The 17,527-nt window shown below is 71.2% G+C and carries 14 protein-coding genes and 1 pseudogene; 4 read left to right on the top strand and 11 right to left on the bottom strand.

Annotated features, from left to right (window positions below):
* Positions 1-72: 72 nt before the first annotated feature.
* Both ABTY98_RS30390 and ABTY98_RS30395 read left to right on the top strand, forming a co-directional pair.
* Positions 73-954, top strand: coding sequence for a LysR family transcriptional regulator (locus tag ABTY98_RS30390; protein ID WP_352224254.1), 882 nt, complete (start codon positions 73-75; stop codon positions 952-954).
* A 68-nt stretch (positions 955-1,022) separates the two neighbouring features.
* A complete protein-coding gene (locus ABTY98_RS30395; RefSeq protein WP_352224255.1) occupies positions 1,023-1,922 on the top strand; it encodes a LacI family DNA-binding transcriptional regulator in 900 nt (299 codons plus the stop codon).
* A gap of 10 nt (positions 1,923-1,932) precedes the next feature.
* Here the strand turns inward: ABTY98_RS30395 and ABTY98_RS30400 are convergent, their stop codons facing one another.
* The 6 genes and pseudogenes from ABTY98_RS30400 to ABTY98_RS30425 all read right to left on the bottom strand — a co-directional run bounded on the left by ABTY98_RS30400 (position 1,933) and on the right by ABTY98_RS30425 (position 9,163).
* Positions 1,933-2,442, bottom strand: coding sequence for an O-acetyl-ADP-ribose deacetylase (locus ABTY98_RS30400; RefSeq protein ID WP_352224256.1), 510 nt, complete (start codon positions 2,440-2,442; stop codon positions 1,933-1,935).
* Positions 2,439-3,848, bottom strand: coding sequence for a phytoene desaturase family protein (locus ABTY98_RS30405; RefSeq protein WP_352224257.1), 1,410 nt, complete (start codon positions 3,846-3,848; stop codon positions 2,439-2,441). The genes ABTY98_RS30400 and ABTY98_RS30405 overlap by 4 nt, the downstream gene beginning before the upstream one ends.
* Before the next feature lie 86 nt (positions 3,849-3,934).
* Positions 3,935-4,782, bottom strand: a pseudogene (locus ABTY98_RS30410) (inositol monophosphatase family protein).
* A gap of 148 nt (positions 4,783-4,930) precedes the next feature.
* Complete coding sequence (locus ABTY98_RS30415) at positions 4,931-6,745, bottom strand: gamma-glutamyltransferase family protein (RefSeq protein ID WP_352224258.1); 1,815 nt, start codon at positions 6,743-6,745, stop codon at positions 4,931-4,933.
* Between the two features lie 102 nt (positions 6,746-6,847).
* On the bottom strand, positions 6,848-8,551 hold the full coding sequence (locus ABTY98_RS30420) for an LCP family protein (RefSeq protein ID WP_352224259.1): 1,704 nt from the start codon (positions 8,549-8,551) through the stop codon (positions 6,848-6,850).
* A gap of 249 nt (positions 8,552-8,800) precedes the next feature.
* On the bottom strand, positions 8,801-9,163 hold the full coding sequence (locus ABTY98_RS30425; RefSeq protein ID WP_352224260.1) for an ArsR/SmtB family transcription factor: 363 nt from the start codon (positions 9,161-9,163) through the stop codon (positions 8,801-8,803).
* Positions 9,164-9,400: 237 nt separating this feature from the next.
* On the opposite strand from ABTY98_RS30425, the gene ABTY98_RS30430 reads away from it, so the two are divergent.
* Positions 9,401-9,679 carry a GlsB/YeaQ/YmgE family stress response membrane protein gene (locus ABTY98_RS30430; protein WP_352224261.1) on the top strand — a complete coding sequence of 93 codons (279 nt, stop codon included), beginning with the start codon at positions 9,401-9,403 and terminating at the stop codon, positions 9,677-9,679.
* Between the two features lie 236 nt (positions 9,680-9,915).
* Entirely contained in the window at positions 9,916-10,596 is a 681-nt protein-coding gene (locus ABTY98_RS30435) for a hypothetical protein (protein ID WP_352224262.1), read from the top strand.
* A gap of 25 nt (positions 10,597-10,621) precedes the next feature.
* On the opposite strand, the gene ABTY98_RS30440 is transcribed toward ABTY98_RS30435, so the two are convergent.
* From ABTY98_RS30440 to ABTY98_RS30460, 5 genes are all read right to left on the bottom strand, one after another.
* Positions 10,622-12,142: an NCS1 family nucleobase:cation symporter-1 gene (locus tag ABTY98_RS30440; protein WP_352224263.1), complete on the bottom strand. Its 1,521-nt coding sequence runs from the start codon at positions 12,140-12,142 to the stop codon at positions 10,622-10,624.
* 137 nt (positions 12,143-12,279) lie between these two features.
* Positions 12,280-13,302, bottom strand: coding sequence for a TIGR03842 family LLM class F420-dependent oxidoreductase (locus ABTY98_RS30445; RefSeq protein WP_352224264.1), 1,023 nt, complete (start codon positions 13,300-13,302; stop codon positions 12,280-12,282).
* 11 nt (positions 13,303-13,313) lie between these two features.
* The gene (gene hydA / locus ABTY98_RS30450) at positions 13,314-14,717 is read right to left on the bottom strand and encodes a dihydropyrimidinase (RefSeq protein ID WP_352224265.1); all 1,404 of its coding nucleotides are present in this window, start codon (positions 14,715-14,717) and stop codon (positions 13,314-13,316) included.
* Between the two features lie 112 nt (positions 14,718-14,829).
* Positions 14,830-15,672, bottom strand: coding sequence for a nitrilase-related carbon-nitrogen hydrolase (locus ABTY98_RS30455; protein WP_352224266.1), 843 nt, complete (start codon positions 15,670-15,672; stop codon positions 14,830-14,832).
* Positions 15,673-15,827: 155 nt separating this feature from the next.
* The gene (locus ABTY98_RS30460) at positions 15,828-17,411 is read right to left on the bottom strand and encodes a PucR family transcriptional regulator (RefSeq protein WP_352224267.1); all 1,584 of its coding nucleotides are present in this window, start codon (positions 17,409-17,411) and stop codon (positions 15,828-15,830) included.
* Positions 17,412-17,527 lie beyond the last annotated feature (116 nt).

The raw sequence follows: 17,527 nt of genomic DNA on the forward strand, positions 1-17,527 counted from the left end.
GACCTGTTCCGCACCCGGCGATGCCTGTCCGGTCATCACCGCAGCTCACGACGGCGGGAGTACAGTCGAGGGGTGCCCGATTCCTTCGTACCGCCGGTGGACCTGGAGCTGCGCCTGGTGCGCTACTTCACCGTGGTCGCCGAGGAGTTGCACTTCGGCCGGGCGGCCGACGCGCTGCATCTGGCCCAGCCGTCGCTGAGCCGTCAGATCCGGCGGCTGGAGCGGGAGCTGGGGGTCCGGCTGCTTGATCGCACCCCGCGCGGCACCCGGCTCACCGAGGCTGGAGAGACCTTTCTGCCGCAGGCCAGGGAGCTGCTGCGGAGTGCCGCCCGGGCCGCCGCGAGCGCGCGCTCGGCCGCCGCGCACGGCCCGTTCACGGTCGGTTACACCACCCACCAGATCGTCACCCCGGCCGTACGGGACGTGCGCCACCGCCACCCGGAGGCCGACGTCCGCACCCTGCACGTGGACTGGAACGAACCGCGTGACGCGCTGCTCGACCACCGGGTCGACGTGGTGGTGACCCGGTTCCTGTTCACCGCCGACGGTCTGGACATCGCGGTTCTGTACGACGAGCCGCGGGTCCTGCTGGTCCCGCTCGGCCACCGGCTGGCGGGCGAGGAGTCGGTCACCCTCGCCGACTTCGCCGACGAGCCGCTCCCCCGCTTCACCGGCGCCGACCGGGTGGGCGCGAATCCCCCCGGTCACACCAACCTGGGCGCCCTGGTGGACACGCTGGAGGACAAGCTGGAGCTGGTGGCGAGCGGTGAGGTGGTGTCGCTGGCGCCGGCGGGCTTCCGGGGCAACCTGCGGCCGGACATCGTCGCCGTGCCTGTCGTGGACGCGGACCCGCTCCAGGTCGTCCTGGCCACCCGGGCCGGCGACCGCCACCCCCTGTTCCCGGCGTTCCGGCGCGCGGCCGAGGCCCATCTGGTCCCGGTCGGCACTGCCTAGACCGAGCGGCCGGAATCGATGACCGGGGCTGGGTGATGAGTGGCTCCGGGAGAGCCACGCTGAACGACGTGGCCGCCGCCGGCGGTGTCTCGCGTGCCACGGTCAGCTTCGTCCTGAACGACGACCCGCGCCAGTCCGTCTCGGCCGCCACCCGCGACCGGGTACGGCAGGCCGCGCGCGACCTCGGCCATGTCCCGCACGGGGTGGCCCGCGCGCTGCGTGAGGGCAGTTCCCGGGTGGTGGTCCTCGACCTGGACCGGGGTCTGGAGGGCAACCACTCACGCAGCTGTGTGCGGGGTCTGGACGACGAACTCGCCGCCCACGGGCATGTCCTCCTGGTGCGGCACGGGCAGCACTCGGCGGAGGCGACCCGGCAGGTGCTCGACGCGATCACCCCGCGTGCCATGATCCGCTTCGCCGAGCCGTATCTGACCGGTCACGACCTGGAGGACCTGGGCGGTGGCCGGAAGGACGGCCTCGCCGCGCACGCGGCCCTGCAGATCCGGCATCCGCCGAGCACGGGCACACCCGGATCGCGCCGGCCCTGCCGGCGGAGGACTCGGCGCCGGGCCCGGGCCCGGCGGCGGTTCGCCGAGCACACCGTGCACAGCCTCGGCCTGCCGCCCCTGGTCCCGGTCACGGTGCCCCGCCCGAAGCAGGCGGGCACCGGCGCGGTCGCCGACCTGCGCGAGGCACACCCGGACGTCACGGCGGTCGCCGCCTTCGACGACGACCTCGCCCTGCGCACCCTGACCGCCCTGCACGACCTGGGCCTGGCCGTGCCCGGCGACATCGCGGTGATCGGCTACGACGACACCGAGTACGGCGAGCTGAGCACGCCCGCCCTGACCGCCGTGCACATCGACGCGGAGGCCCACGGTCGGCCGGCGGCGCGCACCGCGCTGGGGCTGGACTCGGCGGGGCTGGTGCCGGTGCCTGCGCGGATCATCGTGCGGGACCCGGTGTGAGTGCCCGCTCTCAGGTCAGCTGAGCGGCGAACGTCTCGTAGGCCCGTTCGTCGAAGAGCACGAACCGGACCTCCTCGACGGCCGTGTCCGTCTCCCGGACGGTCGCCACGGCGATCCGGGCGCCGTCGTCGATCGGCCAGCCGTAGATACCGGTGGAGATGGCGGGGAACGCGACCGTGCGGGCGCCGAGTTCGTCGGCGCGCTTCAGGGACTCGCGGTAGCAGGAGGCCAGCAGTTCGGAGCGGTCCTCGCTCTTGGAGTGGACGGGGCCGACGGTGTGGATGACCCACTGGGCGTCGAGGTCGCCGGCGGTGGTGGCGACCGCCTGGCCGGTGGGCAGACCCTTGCCGTACTGCGCGGCGCGCAGCTTGCGGCACTCCTCCAGGATCGCGGGGCCGCCGCGCCGGTGGATGGCGCCGTCCACGCCTCCGCCGCCGAGCAGGGAGGAGTTGGCCGCGTTGACGATCGCGTCGGCGGTCTGCCGGGTGATGTCGCCCTGGACGAGCGTGATGCGGGTCATGACTGTCTCAGCCTCCTCCATACGGCCTTGGCCGCGTTGTGCCCCGACATGCCGTGCACGCCCGGGCCGGGCGGGGTGGCCGCCGAGCAGATGAAGACGGCCGGATGCGGGGTGCCGTACGGGAACAGGGAGAGCTTGGGGCGGAGCAGGATCTGCAGCCCGGAGACCGCGCCGGTGCCGATGTCGCCGCCGACGTAGTTGGCGTTGCGGGCGGCGAGTTCGGCGGGTCCGGCGGTGGCACGGACCAGGACGCGGTCGCGGAACCCCGGGGCGTAGCGCTCAAGTTGACGCTCCATCACATCCGTGAGGTCGCCGGTCCAGCCGTTGGGCACATGGGCGTACGCCCAGAAGACCTGCTTGCCCTCGGGGGCGCGGGACGGGTCCACGACACCGGGCTGCACGGTGATCATGAACGGCCGGTCGGGGGCGCGGCCCTCGCGGGAGGCGGCGCGCAGGGCGGTGCCGATCTCCGCGCTGTCCGCGCCGATCTGCACGGTCCCGGCGCGGCGGGCCTCCGGGGCCGTCCACGGGACCGGTCCGTCCAGCGCGTAGTCGATCTTGAAGACGCCCGGGCCGTAACGGTAGTCCTCGTAGTAGTTGCCGAGGCCGGCGATACGGGCCAGGGCGGTCGGCGAGGTGTCGAAGATGTAGGACCGCGCGGGCGGCAGGTCGTCCAGCCGCTTGACCTCGTAGTCGGTGTGGATCGCGCCGCCGAGGTCCTTGAGATACGCGGCGAGGGCGTCGGAGATGGCCTGGGAGCCGCCCCGGGCCAGCGGCCAGCCGCGGGCGTGTGCGGCGAGCGCGAAGACCATGCCGACGGCGCCGGTCGCGAGACCGCTGAGCGGGGCCATGACATGGGCGACAAGGCCGGCGAACAGCGTCCTGGCCCGCTCGTCGCGGAAGCGGCGCAGCAGCAGGGTGGCGGGCGGCAGCCCGACCAGGCCGAAGCGGGCGAGGGTGAGCGGGTCGCGGGGCAGCGCGGTCAGCGGCAGGGACATGAAGTCCCGGGCCAGGGTGTCCCACCTGGGCAGGAACGGCTCGACCAGCCTGCGGTAGGTGCCCGCGTCGCGCGGTCCGAAGGAGGCCGCCGTCTCGGCCACGGAACGGGCCAGCACGGCCGCGCTGCCGTCCGGGAAGGGGTGCGCCATCGGCAGCTCGGGGTGCAGCCACTCCAGGCCGTAGCGCTCCAGGGGCAGGGCGCGGAACGCGGGCGAGTTGACACCGAGCGGGTGCGCCGAGGAGCACGGGTCGTGCCGGAAGCCGGGCAGCGTGAGCTCCTCGGTGCGGGCGCCGCCGCCCACGGTGTCCCGCGCCTCGAAGACGGCGACGGAGAAGCCGCGCCGGGCCAGCTCCACGGCGGCCGTCAGGCCGTTCGGCCCCGCCCCCACCACGACCGCATCGAGCATCGACGGCACCTTCGGACCCCTTCGTCAGCCGATTGGCCACTCGGGTTCAGGATATGCCGCAGGACTGACACCGCCCTCGTCCGGGGTTACCAGTGCGGGTTCAGCAGCAGGTCCACCACGCGGTGGGCAGTGGCGGCGTCGCGTGCCGCGGTGAACGGCAGGGCGTTGTCACCGGTGATCCGGAAGGGCTCGCCGGCGAGTGTGAGGTGGGCGCCGCCCGCCTCCTCGACCAGCAGCAACCCGGCCGCATGGTCCCAGGCGGCCTCCCAGGAGAACGTCGTCGCGTCCAACTCGCCCCGGGCGACGGCGAGATACTCCAGGCCCGCCGAGCCGCAGGCGCGCGGGGCGACACCGTCGACCCACAGGGCGAACAGCGCGCGCTTCTGTGCGTCGGTCGTGTAGTCCGGGTGGGAGGTGGCTATCCGTAGGTCCCGGCCCTCCGCGGGCGGCCCGGCGTGCAGCCGTACGCCGTCGAGGAAGGCGCCCTTCCCCCGTACCGCCGTGGCGAGTTGGTCACGGGCCGGGGCGTAGGTCCAGGAGGCGAGCAGGACGCCCCGGTGGGCGAGCGCGACCAGTGTGCAGAAGCCGTCCTCGCCGCGGACGAACTGGCGGGTGCCGTCGACCGGGTCGACTATCCACACCGGCGCGTCGCCCTGGAGCGCCTCGTAGGTCTCCGGGTCCGCGTGCACCGCCTCTTCGCCGACCACGACGGAGCCCGGCAGCAGGGCGCCGAGCGCCCGGTGAGGTACCTCTCGGCGAGCCGGTCGGCGTCCGTCACCAGGTCGTGCGGCCCGCTCTTCTGGTCGACCTCGTGGTCGGCGAGCCGGCGCCAGCGGGGCAGGATCTCGGTCCGGGCGGCCTTGCGGATGGCGTCCTCGACGTCACCGGCGTGCTGAAGGAGAAACTCGTCGATGGTCTCCGTTGCTTCGATCATGCCTCAATGAGAGCACGCGTCGCTGACAATCCCCGCCGCCTAGATGTACGGCGCATGGAATCCGGACGAACAGGCGGACCCGGTGACGAGGAGGTCACCGACTGCTCAGCCCCGTGAGATCACCGTGTTCCGCGCTCCGCCCCGACGGTCACCGCCCCACCGCATACCCCTGCATCCCGCGCGGGTTCGCTCCCGCCGACAGCACCCCGGTCTCCGGGTCCCGCGCCACCGCGCACAGCCGCCCCTCCGACCAGCCGGGCCCGACCGTCACGTCATGGCCGCGCCGCCGCAGCTCCTCCACCACCCCGGGGTCCGTCCCGGACTCGACGGTCACGCTTCCGGGACGGCGCCCGCGCGGGTGGAAGGAGCTGGGGAAGCTGTCGTTGTGCCAGTTCGGGGCGTCGATCGCGCCTTGGAGGTCGAGGCCGCCGCGCACCTCGCCGCGCAGCGCGACGGCAAGGAAGAAGTGCAGCTGCCACTGGTCCTGCTGGTCGCCGCCGGGCGTACCGAAGGCCAGCACCGGGACCCCGTCGCGCAGCGCGATCGACGGCGTGAGCGTGGTGCGGGGGCGGCGGCCAGGTGTGAGGGAGTTCGGCAGGCCCTCCTCCAGCCAGGCCATCTGGAGCCGGGTACCCAGCGGGAAGCCCAGCTCGGGAACGACGGGGTTGGACTGGAGCCAGCCGCCGCTGGGCGTGGCCGCGATCATGTTGCCCCAGCGGTCGACGACGTCCAGGTGGCAGGTGTCGCCCCGGGTGGTGCCGTCGGCGGCGGCCTGCGGGTCCCCCGGGATCTGCGCGACGGTCGGCTCACCGGCGCCCAGCGGGTCGAAGGCGGTGTCCGGCCGGGTCTCCACGCGCGCGTACCCGGGCAGCCGGGGCGCCCGTCCACCTGGGCTGCCGGGCCGCAGCTCCGCGGAGGCCCTGGCGCCGATCAGGGCGCGCCGCCCGGCGTTGTACGCGTCCGAGAGCAGTTCGGCCAGCGGCACCTCGGCCGCGTCCCCGTACCAGGCCTCGCGGTCGGCCATGGCGAGCTTGCAGCCCTCGATCAGGAGGTGGACGTAGTCGGCGGAGCCGTATGCGGGCAGCTCGGGCGGCAGCAGGGCCAGCTGCTGGAGGAAGGCCGGGCCCTGGCTCCAGGGGCCGGCCTTGCACACCGTCCAGCCGTTCCAGTCGTACGACACCGGGGACTCGTAGCTCGCGGACCAGCCGGCCAGGTCGGCGGCGGTGAGGGTGCCGGTGTGCCGTTCGCCGCTGGTGTCCATGGTGGGGCGGGCGGCCTGCCGGACCAGGGCCTCGGCGATGAAGCCGGTGCGCCACACCTCGCGGGCCGCGTCGATCCGCGCCTCCCGGTCCCCGGTACCCGCGGTCTCGGCGAGCAGCCGCCGCCAGGTGGCGGCGAGGGCGGGATTGCGGAACAGCTCACCGGGCCTGGGCTCGCGGCCACCGGGCAGATAGAGGTCGGCCGACGAGGTCCACTCGGCCTCGAACAGCTTCCGTACGCTCGCCACGGTCGCGCCGAGGTTCTCCACGGGCGGGTGCCCGTGCTCGGCGTAGCCGATGGCGTACCCCAGGATCTCGTCGAGCGGCTTGGTGCCGTGGTCGCGCAGCAGGAGCAGCCAGGCGTCGAAGGCTCCGGGGACGGCCGCGGCCAGCGGGCCGGTGCCAGGGACCAGGTCCAGGCCGAGCCCCCGGTAGTGGGCGACCGTGGCACCGGCCGGGGCCACGCCCTGCCCGCACAGCACGCGCACCCCGCCGCCGGCCGGAGCGAGCAGGATCGGCACCTCCCCGGCGGGCCCGTTGAGGTGCGGTTCGACCACGTGCATTACGAACGCGCCCGCGACGGCCGCGTCGTAGGCGTTGCCGCCGTTCTCCAGGACCGCCATCGCCGACTGGGAGGCCAGCCAGTGGGTGGACGACACCATCCCGAAGGTGCCCTGGAGAGTGGGACGGGTGGTGAACTGCATCTCTCACCTCGGTGCTCGCGTGACCGGCCGACTGCCTGGCGGCTACATCGTTTCCCGGTCGCCGTCACGCGAACCCCACCGTTCGCCCTGCTCCTCCTCGTCCTACCCCTCGTCCGAGTCGGGCTTGCCGCGCGCCGCCGCGTACGCCTGGGCCGGTGTCATCGCGACCCCGTTGAGGCTGACCGTCTTGTAGGTGCTGACCTTGGCGCAGGTCTTGGAGTCGTTGGCGGTCGAGGCGTTGGCGTTGGAGACGGCGGCCTTGGTGTCGCCGGAACTGGCCGGGTAGCTGGTGCCGGACGTCCAGTCGCTGCCGATGACCAGGGTCACGCCGGTGCCGGTGCCCTGCTTGATGTGCGAGCTGGGCACGTCCAGGGCCTTGGCGACGGTCTGTGCCTCGGCCTTGTTGCCGCTGCCGTAGGTCACGGTGGTCGTGGTCGCCGAGCTCGGCGCGTTGGCCGTGGTCGTACCGGTGCTGAAGCCCTGCGAGATCAGCGAGGTCGCGATCGCGGAGGCGCGGCCCGTGATGTCGGTGCCGTTCTCGACGGTCACGGCGATCTGGGCGGCGGGTACGGCCGAGGCGGTGGCCTTCGGCTTCGCGGTGGCCGAGGCGGCAGACGACTTCTTGCCCGAACTGGTCGTCAGCGACTGGTCGTTGGCCATGGTGGCGAACAGGTCCTTGGCTCCGTCGCCCACCACCACGCGGTTGCTGTTGGTCGGGTCGGGGGCGGTCTGCATGGTGGTGAAGGTCATCCGCTTGGTGGGGACCTTGTTCACGTCGGCCGCGAGGGAGATCAGCTTGTTCACGCTGCCGAGGCCGTCGTCCACGGTGAGCGCCTTGGTGGCGGCGTCCGCGAGATCGTAGACCGCGGTGGGGTCGGTGAGCGTGCCCGCGCTCTTGAACTTGCGGATCATCGCGCTGAGGAAGAGGTGCTGGGAGACGGTACGGCCGAGGTCGCTGCCGTCGCCGAAGCCGTGCCGGGAGCGGACGAACTCCAGCGCGGCCTCGCCCTTGAGGGTGTGGGCGCCCTTGGACAGCTTGAGGTGCGAGTAGGTGTCGTACACGTCGGAGCTGACGCACACGGAGACACCGCCGACCGCGTCGGACATCTTGACCACGCCCGAGAAGTCCAGCTTGACGAAGTGGTCGATGGGGATGCCGGTGAGCTGGTGGACGGTGGCGACCTGGCAGGAGGCCCCGTACTCGAGGGCGCTGTTGACCTGGCCGTAGTAGCCGGAGGTGGACTGGCCGCTCGCACTGTCCTTGCAGGCGGGCACGTTGACCATGGTGTCGCGGGGGATGCTCATGACCGTGGCGTTGGAGCGGTCGGCGGATATGTGGACGACCATCTCCACGTCCGCGTTGCCGTTGCCGGTCTGTACCCCGGTGGTCTTGCAGCCGCCGCCGAGTTTGCAGTCCTCCGAGCTGGTACGGCCGTCCGAGCCGATCACCAGGAGGTTGATCGGGGTGCGGCCGAACGCGTCGGCCTTCTCGGTGCCGCCCTTGCCGTCGAGGGAGACGCTGTTGATGTTGCCGTTCAGGTGCTGGTAGAACCACCAGCCCGCGCCGGCCGTGACCAGGAGCAGGACGGACGTGCACAGGCCGACGATCTTCAGCACCCGTTTGCCGCGGCCCGCCGGCTTGGCCCGCCGGCCTCCCCTGCCGCCACGGGATCTTGCCGCCTGCCGGGCCGCGGCCCGGCCACCGGTCGAGCGCGTCCCGTCAGGCAGGGCACCGCGCTGTCCGGGCACCCGGTCGGTACGGCTCCGCGTGGCCTGGCCCCCGGGGCCGTCCCACGGGTCGGTCATGTTCCACTCCCATGAACGGGTCGGGCCCGGGGACAGTACGGTCGTCCCGTACTCGGCGGTGTACGGGCAGGCGTGAGGTGGGCCCACTTGGGTTGCGTGATTGCGCAATCTAACAAACCCACAGCCCCATCAGCACAGACCTCATCCGATTTCACAGGTGAGTGATCTCATGGAAACGCCCGGGCACCCCCGTGGAACCCCGGAGGCGCCCCCGCCGTCGGGGTCGCGTTCCGGTCCGTCCCGGCGCCCTCAGACCCCGGCCTCGCGCAACCGGCGCACCGGCGCGGGGACTTGGTGGGAGCGTGCGGTGAGCTGGCCGACGGTCACCCGCACCACGGTCACGATGTCCGGATCGTCCACATAGTAGATCTGCCGCCGCCCCTCCCGGCGGGACCGCACCAGACCGGCGAGCTTGAGCTTGGCCAGGTGCTGGCTGACCGCGGGCAGGGCGCCGCCGACCCGGTCGGCGAGGCACGTCACATCGCTCTCGCTCTGGGACAGCGCCCACATGAGGTGCAGCCGGGCCGGCGAGGCGAGCAGCCCGAACACCCCGGCCGCCTCCGTCAGCACCCCGTCGGAGGGGTCCGTGAAGCCACCGAAGTCCTCCTCCACAGCCCGCTCCCTCCCCTCACAGTCGCCGCACAGAAGCACACTCAGTGTAGGCGTGCGATCACCGGACTCGGTACGGCCTCCCCGCAATGTCCTCCACGTGTTCCCCGCATTGTCATGAGCGGGTGACAGATCATCGACGGCTCGGCGTCAGGCGCCTCCGGCACCCGCCGCCGTTCCTAAGCTTGCGCAACAAGGCAACTCAGCAAGGCACCACCCCGTACTGGGAGGACAACGAACGTGGGCATCATCAGCTGGATCATCCTCGGCCTCCTCGCCGGAGCCATCGCCAAGGTCCTGCTGCCCGGCCGCGACCCGGGCGGCCTCATCGGCACCACCCTCATCGGTATCGCGGGCGCCTTCGTCGGCGGCTGGCTCTCCGCCCGCTTCCTCGACCGCCCGGTGGAGAAGCAGTTCTTCGACCTCTACACCTGGGGCGCCGCGATCGCCGGTTCCCTGGTCCTCCTCATTGCCTACCGGCTGTTGTTCGGCAACTCGCGCGAGCGCGCCCGGCGGTGACTCCGGTCACCTTCCGGTGCCGGATGCAGTCACGACATTCCGGAAGTACGGGGACCGCGGCCACACGACATTCCGGATGTACGGGGACGGCCCGCGGATGCTGTCAACAGGGCGTGAGCGCCTGCCGCACAGGCAGGGCAACGATTCCGCTTCCACCCCACAGGGACTCGTGTGACACTGGCGTCCCGTCCGCAGTGTGGACACCTCGGCACACCGTCCCCCACGAGAAGTGCGACTTGCGTTCTCTACCACTGCCACTCGCCCTCACCGCGCGCCTGACGCCGGTCGCCGTGCTCGCCTGTGCGGGCTGGGCGATGGCGTCGGGTCCTGACAAGACGTCCACCACCGCCTCCGGTGACACCCCGACCCAGCAGACGGCCGGCCAGTCGGCGAGCGACGCCCCGTCGTCGTCCGCCACGTCGACGGCGGCCACGAAGACGTACGCCGCCGCGCCCGCGCCCTGCGGCAGCATCCCCGTGGCCACCATCAAGTCGCTGGTGCCGGGCGCCAAGACGGCCGGCAAGGAGATCCCGTCCACGGACACCAAGCTGCGCCGTACCTGCTCCTGGAACGCGCTGAAGGGGTACGACTACCGCTGGCTCGACGTCTCCTTCGAGATCATGGACACGGACGCGGCGGCGGCTAAGGAGTACAAGGACCGGGTCGCGGAGAAGAGCGGCGGCGGTGCCGTGCCGGGGCTCGGCGACAGCGGCTACTCCGTCGTGAACCTCACCACCGAGGACAAGCAGCAGACCCGTGAGGGCGTGGTGATGGCCCAGGTCTCCAACGCGCTGGTGGTCGTCACGTACAACGGCAGCGACTTCGAGAACAAGAAGGCGCCGGACACGGACGAGATCAACAAGGGCGCCATCAAGGCGGCGAAGAGCGCGGTGACCGCGCTGAAGGGCAGCCAGTAGCCACGGCCCCGGCCGCCCTTCGCGCTCAGGCCTCCTTGGACCCTGTCAGCAGGGTCAGCCCCAGGTAGAGCACCAGGGACGTGCCGAGGCCGACCGCCCAGCCGTAGTCGGCGAGCGAGGACAGGGCCGGGATCGGGCGGCCGTCGATCAGCGGTTTGAAGCTGGCGCCGCCGATGGCGAGGATGCCGCCGACGAGGAAGGCGACGACCGCCCGCCAGTTCCAGCCGCCGTCGTACCAGTAGCGGCCGCCCGTGCGGTACAGGTCGGCCAGGTCGAGGCGGGTGCGGCGCAGCAGCCAGTAGTCGGCGATGAGGATGCCGGCGACCGTGCCGAGCAGACCGCCGACCAGGCCGAGCCAGGTGAAGATGTAGCCCTGTGGGTCGGAGTACAGCTTCCACGGGAAGATCAGCACACCGAGCACGCAGGTGATCAGGGCGCCGGTGCGGAAACTGATCTTCCGGGGCGCGATGTTGGAGAAGTCGAACGACGGTGACACCAGGTTGGCCGCGATGTTCACGGACAGGGTCGCGACGAGGACGGTGACCAGGGCGTAGAGCAGTCCGACCACGTTGTCCGTCTTGGCGGCCAGCTGGACCGGGTCCCAGATCGGCTTGCCGTACACGGCCTGGGAACCGGAGGTCACCAGGACCGAGAGGAAAGCGAACAGGGTCATCGTGGTCGGCAGGCCGAGGGCCTGGCCCCAGGTCTGCGCCTTCTGGCTCCTGCCGTACCGGGTGAAGTCAGGGATGTTCAGGCTCAGAGTGGACCAGAAGCCGATCATTCCCATCAACGAGGGCCAGAACAGCTTCCAGAAGTCACCGCCCCAGCCGAGCTTGGAGGGCTGGTCGAAGAGCGGGCCGAGACCGCCGGCCTTGTTGCTCATCCAGATCAGCATCACGACCGCGCCGACGATCACGAAGGGCGCGGCCCAGTTCTCGAAGCGCCGGATGGTCTCCATGCCGCGGTAGATGATGACGACCTGGAGCACCCAGAAGATCGCGAACGACAGCCACATGGTCCAGGCGTAGCCGCCGATGTGCGAGGCGTTCGCCCAGCTGTCGCCGATCAGCTTGCCGGCGATGAAGTAGATGGCCTCGCCGCCGATCCAGGTCTGGATACCGAACCAGCCGCACGCCACCAACGCCCTTACGACAGCGGGCAGGTTGGCGCCGCGCACGCCGAAGCTGGCACGGGCGAAGACCGGGAAGGGGATGCCGTACTTCGGTCCGGCGTGTCCGGTGAGCAGCATCGGGACGAGGACGATCAGGTTGGCCAGGGCGATGGTGAACACGGCCTGTTTCCAGTCCATGCCGACCGCGATCAGTCCGGAGGCCAGGGTCCAGGACGCCGTGTTGTGGGCCATGCCGACCCAGAGCGCGGAGAAGTTGTACGTGGTCCAGGTGCGCTTTTCGACGGGGACCGGCAGCAGGTCCTCGTTGGCGTACGGACCGGTCGGCGGCGGGGAGCCCGGGGTGAGCTCGACGCGCCCGTCGGAGGTGGTGACTTGGCCGGACGGCGGTATGGCCGTGGGAGCGGTGTCGGTCATGGGCAGGCCAATCGGGAGGAGACGGGACGGGAGAAAGGCCGTGCGGGTGGCGTCGAGGGGGGATGTGAGCGGGGGGTGTGCGGGGGGACCCCCTTCCCGGGACGGCGGGAAGGGGGAGATCAACTGGTGTGCGGGGGTCAGCCGTTGACGGCCGGGATGACCTTGCTCCCGTACGCGTCGATGGTGGCCTCCTGCGCGTCGTGCATGTCGTAGACGGCGAACTGGTCGACGCCCAGCTCGCGCAGCGCGTTCAGCTTCTCGATGTGCTTCTCCGCCGGTCCGATGACGCAGAACCGGTCGACGATGTCGTCCGGTACGAACTCGGTGTCGGGGTTGCCGCTGCGCCCGTGGTGCGAGTAGTCGTACCCCTGGCGGGACTTGATGTAGTCGGTGAGTTCCTCGGGGACCTGGGCGGAGTGCTCGCCGTACTTGGCGACCAGGTCGGCCACGTGGTTGCCGACCATGCCGCCGAACCAGCGGCACTGGTCGCGGGCGTGCGCCAGGGCCTCGGGCGAGTCGTCCTCGGTGACATAGGCGGGGGCGGCGACGCAGATGGTCACCTCGGACGGGTCGCGTCCGGCGGCGGCCGCCGCGTCCTTCACCGCCTTGACCATTGACTCGGTGAGGTAGAGGTCGGAGAGCTGGAGGATGAACCCGTCGGCCTCCTCACCGGTCATCTTCAGGGCCTTGGGCCCGTACGCGGCCATCCAGACGGGGAGCTGGGCGTCCGGCTTGATCCACGGGAACCTGATCGCCGTGCCGTCGCCCAGGTCGGCCTCGCCCCCGCTGCCGAGGGCGCGGATGACCTTCATGGCCTCGCTGATCCGGGCGAGGGTGTTGGGCTTGCGTCCGGCCACCCGCATCGCGGAGTCGCCGCGGCCGATACCGCAGACGGTGCGGTTGCCGAACATGTCGTTGAGGGTGGCGAAGGTGGAGGCGGTGACCTCCCAGGTGCGGGTGCCCGGGTTGGTGACCATCGGCCCGACCGTCAACCTCGTGGTGTTGGCGAGGATCTGGCTGTAGATCACGAACGGCTCCTGCCAGAGCACGGCGGAGTCGAAGGTCCAGCCGTACGAGAAGCCGTTGCGTTCGGCCCGCTTCATCAGGCTGATGACCTTCGAGGCCGGCGGGTCGGTCTGCAGGACGAGTCCGAAGTCCATTGGCGCCACTCCTAGTTGAGGTACTGACAGGTGGAGCGCGGGGTATAGACGCCGTGCCCGGCGTGGCCGGTGTACTCCCGCTCGGTGATGACGGGTTCGCCGCGCGAGAGGACCGTCTCGACCCGGCCGGTGAGCCGCTTTCCCTCGTACGCCGAGTAGTCGACGTTCATGTGGTGGGTCTCGGCGGAGACGACCTGCTCGGCATGCGGGTCGTAGATGACGACGTCGGCATCGGCACCCGGGGTGATGGTGCCCTTCTTCGGATACATCCCGAACATCCGGGCCGGGTTGGCGCAGGCGATCTCGATCCAGCGGCGGCGCGAGATGTGCCCGTCGACGACGGCCTGGTGGAGCAGGTCCATCCGGTTCTCGACACCGGGCAGGCCGTTGGGGATCTTCGAGAAGTCCCCGCGGCCCAGCTCCTTCTGGCCCACGAAGCAGAAGGGGCAGTGGTCGGTGGAGACCACCTGGAGGTCGTTGGTCCGAAGGCCCTGCCAGAGCTTGGCCTGGTGCTCCTTGGGGCGCAACGGGGTCGAGCACACGTACTTCGAACCCTCGAAGTCGGGCTCGGCGAGGTTGTCCGTCGACAGGAACAGATACTGCGGGCAGGTCTCGCCGAAGACGGGCAGCCCCTCGTCACGCGCCCGCGCCAGCTCGGCCACTGCCTCCATGGCCGAGACGTGCACGACGTACAGGGGCGCTCCGGCGACCTGCGCGAGCCTGATGGCCCGGTGGGTGGCCTCGGCTTCGAGCAGGGCCTTGCGGACCTCCCCGTGATAGCGGGGGTCGGTCTCGCCGCGGGCCAGCGCCTGCTCCACCAGCACGTCGATGGCGATGCCGTTCTCGGCGTGCATCATGATCAGGCCGCCGTTCTCGGCGGAGCGCTGCATGGCGCGCAGGATCTGGCCGTCGTCGGAGTAGAAGACGCCGGGGTAGGCCATGAACTGCTTGAAGGAGGTGACCCCCTCCTCGACGAGCAGGTCCATCTCCTTGAGCGTCTCCTGGTTCACATCGGAGACGATCATGTGGAAGCCGTAGTCGATCGCGCAGTTGCCCTCGGCCTTGGCGTGCCAGGCGTCGAGCCCCTCACGCAGACCGTGTCCGACGCTCTGCACCGCGAAGTCGACGATCGTCGTCGTACCGCCCCAGGCTGCGGCCCGGGTGCCGGTCTCGAAGGTGTCCGAGGCGAAGGTGCCGCCGAACGGCAGCTCCATATGGGTGTGGGCGTCGACACCGCCCGGGATGACGTACCTGCCGGTGGCGTCGATGGTCCGCTCGGCGGTGAAGGCCTCGGCGGCGGGGGTTGCGGAGGCGGCGAGGGCGGCGATACGGCCGTCCTCGATCAGGACGTCGGCGTGGATCTCGTCGGACGCGGTGATGACGAGACCGCCGCGGATGACGGTACGGGCGCTCATACTCCCTCTCCTTGTCGGCGATCGGAACAGTGCGGGTGCGTGGGGGCTGGTCGCGCAGTTCCCCGCGCCCCTGAAGGGGCTTCGCCCTTCATGCGGCGCGGGGGCGGCGACGTTACGGCGCCGTCAGGGGGCCGTACGCGTCCGGTCGGCGGTCCCGGAAGAACTGCCAGCGGTCGCGGACCTCGCGCAGCTTGGCCAGGTCCAGGTCGCGGACGACGAGTTCGGTCTCCTTGTCGGAGGCCACCTCCCCCGCGAACTGGCCCTCCGGGTCCACGAAGTACGAGGTCCCGTAGAAGTCGTTGTCGCCCAGCTCCTCCACGCCGACCCGGTTGATCGCGCCGACGAAGTACTCGTTGGCCACGGCCGCCGCCGGCTGCTCCAACTGCCAGAGGTAGCGGGAGAGTCCGCGTGAGGTGGCCGACGGGTTGAAGACGATCTCCGCACCGCCGAGGCCCAACGCCCGCCAGCCCTCCGGGAAGTGCCGGTCGTAGCAGATGTACACGCCGATCTTCCCGACGGCGGTCTCGAAGACCGGCCAGCCGGCGTTCCCCGGACGGAAGTAGAACTTCTCCCAGAATCCCGGAACTTGGGGGATGTGGTGCTTGCGGTACTTGCCGAGGTACGAGCCGTCCGCGTCGATCACGGCCGCGGTGTTGTAGAGGACGCCGGGCTGCTCCTCCTCGTACACCGGCAGGATCAGGACGATGCCCAGCTCCCGGGCGAGGGCCTGGAAGCGCTGGACGACCGGGCCGTCCGGTACCTGCTCGGCGTACTCGTAGAACGCCTTGTCCTGGACCTGGCAGAAGTAGGGTCCGTAGAACAGTTCCTGGAAGCACAGGACCTGGGCGCCCTGCGCGGCCGCGTCGCGGGCCGCCTGCTCGTGGACCTGGATCATCGACTCCTTGTCGCCGGTCCAGGCGGTCTGGAACAGGGCGGCACGAATCACTCGGCTCATCGGGACCTCCGGTCGCTCGGTGTGCGAGGAGCCTAGAAAGTCCGAAAGCAGGCTTTGAGTGCCAGCGTGTCACGTCTGCGGGCGTTCCGCGTGTCACCGTGTCACGCGGTCGTCGGCTCATGTTTCACCGCCGTTTTCCCAGGTCGTCGCATGTTTCACCCCTGTTGCGCGTCATGTGCGAGGAGGGCGATGTGCACGGAGGCCGCCTGTTCGAAATCGTCGAGGTCGACGCCGAGCCGGGCCTGTATCGCCTCCAGGCGGCGGTACAGCGCGGGCCGCGAGACATGGTGCAGCTGGGCGGTGCGGGACTTGTTGCGCCCGGTGGCGAGATACGTCCGCAGGACGCCAAGGAGATCCTGGTCGGTACCGACCGGACACAGCAGCCCGTCCAGCTCGCGCTCGGCGAAGGCCTGGACGTGCGGGTCGTCGCGGAGCAGCCGGACCAGGCCCCGCAGGTGTACGTCCCTGAGCCGTACGACGGGCGGCAGGTCGAGGACGACCGAGGAGTCGGCGACCGCGTCGGCCACGTGCTGGGCCTCGCGCAGGCCGACGGGCACGTCGTCCCAGGCGGTCCGTGGGCCCGCGGCGGCGACCACCGTCTGCGGCTCCGCGAACTCGCCGTGCAGCCGGACGGCGAAGTGCGTGGCGAGGGCGTCGGCATCCTGGTCGCGGGCGAGGCTGAGCAGGACGGCGGTGACGCCTTCGGCGAGCTCGGCGACAAGCCCGGTCAGCCCCAACAGGCGCAGGACTCTGTCCAGTTGGACCGGTTCGGCGTCCCGAACGACGAGAGGGACAAACGTCCGGCGGTTGACCGGCAGTCCGGCCGCCCGCGCCCTGGGCAGCAGCTGCCGTGCCGGTACGACTCCGGAGACCAGGTCGGTGAGCAGGCTCTGCGCGGACTGCTCCTCCCAGCTGTGGGCGGAGCCGCCGCCGAGCATGCGGTGCAGGACGAGGGCCTCGGCGCCGCGGTCGGCGAGCAGCCGCCCGGTGGCGGTGTCGCCGCGGTATCCGCAGAGCATGATCTGGCCCCAGCGCTCCCCTCGGCCGCCCAGCTCGGCGTGGATCCAGCCGTCGCCCTCGCCGCCGCCGGCCTGCCGGGCGATGCGCTCCCAGTCGCGCAGCACGTCGTCCACGGCCGACCGCTCCCCCGCGGTGGCGAGGACCCGGTGCGCGAGGTTGGTGACGACGACCGGGCAGGCGCTGTGCACGGCGACCTCGTCGAGGAGGCGTTGCAGGGGGGCGCCGGCGGTGATGAGGCCGGTGAGGGCAGTGCGGACCGACTCGGAGAGGCTGACGGCGGCGAATTTCCGCCGTACGAGCCGGGACTGGACCTCCTCGGTCAGTTCGGCGAAGGGGAAGGGACGGTGCAGGACCACCAGGGGGAGGCCGCAGCGGTCCGCCGCGCGGCGCATGGCGTCGGGTGGGGACGGGAAGGCGCGGCCGAGGCCGAGGACGACCGCGGCGGCCTCGGCCCGGTGCAGGGACTGGATGTACTCGGCCTGCTTGTGCGCGTCGCCTGCCAGCAGGACGCCGGTGGTGAGGACCATCTCGCCGCCGGTGAGCATGACGCCGACGTCGGGGGCCTCGGCGACGTGCACCCAGCGGACGGGGCGGTCGAGGTGCGCGGCGCCGGCGACCACCTCGGGGTCGCCGGCCAGGACCCGTTCCAGGGAGAGGATCTGACGGACCGACAGTATGGGGCTGTCCGTGGTGTTGGGGGGATCCCAAGTGGCGGTCATCTTGCGTGGTCCCTTGGTTGGGTTCTGTGCGTTCGTAGCCTGCGGGCCGGCGGGGGCTGGTCGCGCCCACGCGGCGGTAGCCGCATATCCAATACAGCCCCGCCCCTTACGGGGCG

Source organism: Streptomyces sp. NPDC096040 (genome assembly GCF_040303265.1).
Classification (GTDB): domain Bacteria; phylum Actinomycetota; class Actinomycetes; order Streptomycetales; family Streptomycetaceae; genus Streptomyces.

Coding starts and splice junctions, on each gene's coding strand:
- ABTY98_RS30405 (WP_352224257.1), bottom strand. CDS start 3,848: ATGCTCGATGCGGTCGTGGTGGGGGCGGGGCCGAACGGCCTGACGGCC.
- ABTY98_RS30445 (WP_352224264.1), bottom strand. CDS start 13,302: ATGGACTTCGGACTCGTCCTGCAGACCGACCCGCCGGCCTCGAAGGTC.
- hydA (WP_352224265.1), bottom strand. CDS start 14,717: ATGAGCGCCCGTACCGTCATCCGCGGCGGTCTCGTCATCACCGCGTCC.
- ABTY98_RS30400 (WP_352224256.1), bottom strand. CDS start 2,442: ATGACCCGCATCACGCTCGTCCAGGGCGACATCACCCGGCAGACCGCC.
- ABTY98_RS30460 (WP_352224267.1), bottom strand. CDS start 17,411: ATGACCGCCACTTGGGATCCCCCCAACACCACGGACAGCCCCATACTG.
- ABTY98_RS30440 (WP_352224263.1), bottom strand. CDS start 12,142: ATGACCGACACCGCTCCCACGGCCATACCGCCGTCCGGCCAAGTCACC.
- ABTY98_RS30455 (WP_352224266.1), bottom strand. CDS start 15,672: ATGAGCCGAGTGATTCGTGCCGCCCTGTTCCAGACCGCCTGGACCGGC.
- ABTY98_RS30420 (WP_352224259.1), bottom strand. CDS start 8,551: ATGACCGACCCGTGGGACGGCCCCGGGGGCCAGGCCACGCGGAGCCGT.
- ABTY98_RS30415 (WP_352224258.1), bottom strand. CDS start 6,745: ATGCAGTTCACCACCCGTCCCACTCTCCAGGGCACCTTCGGGATGGTG.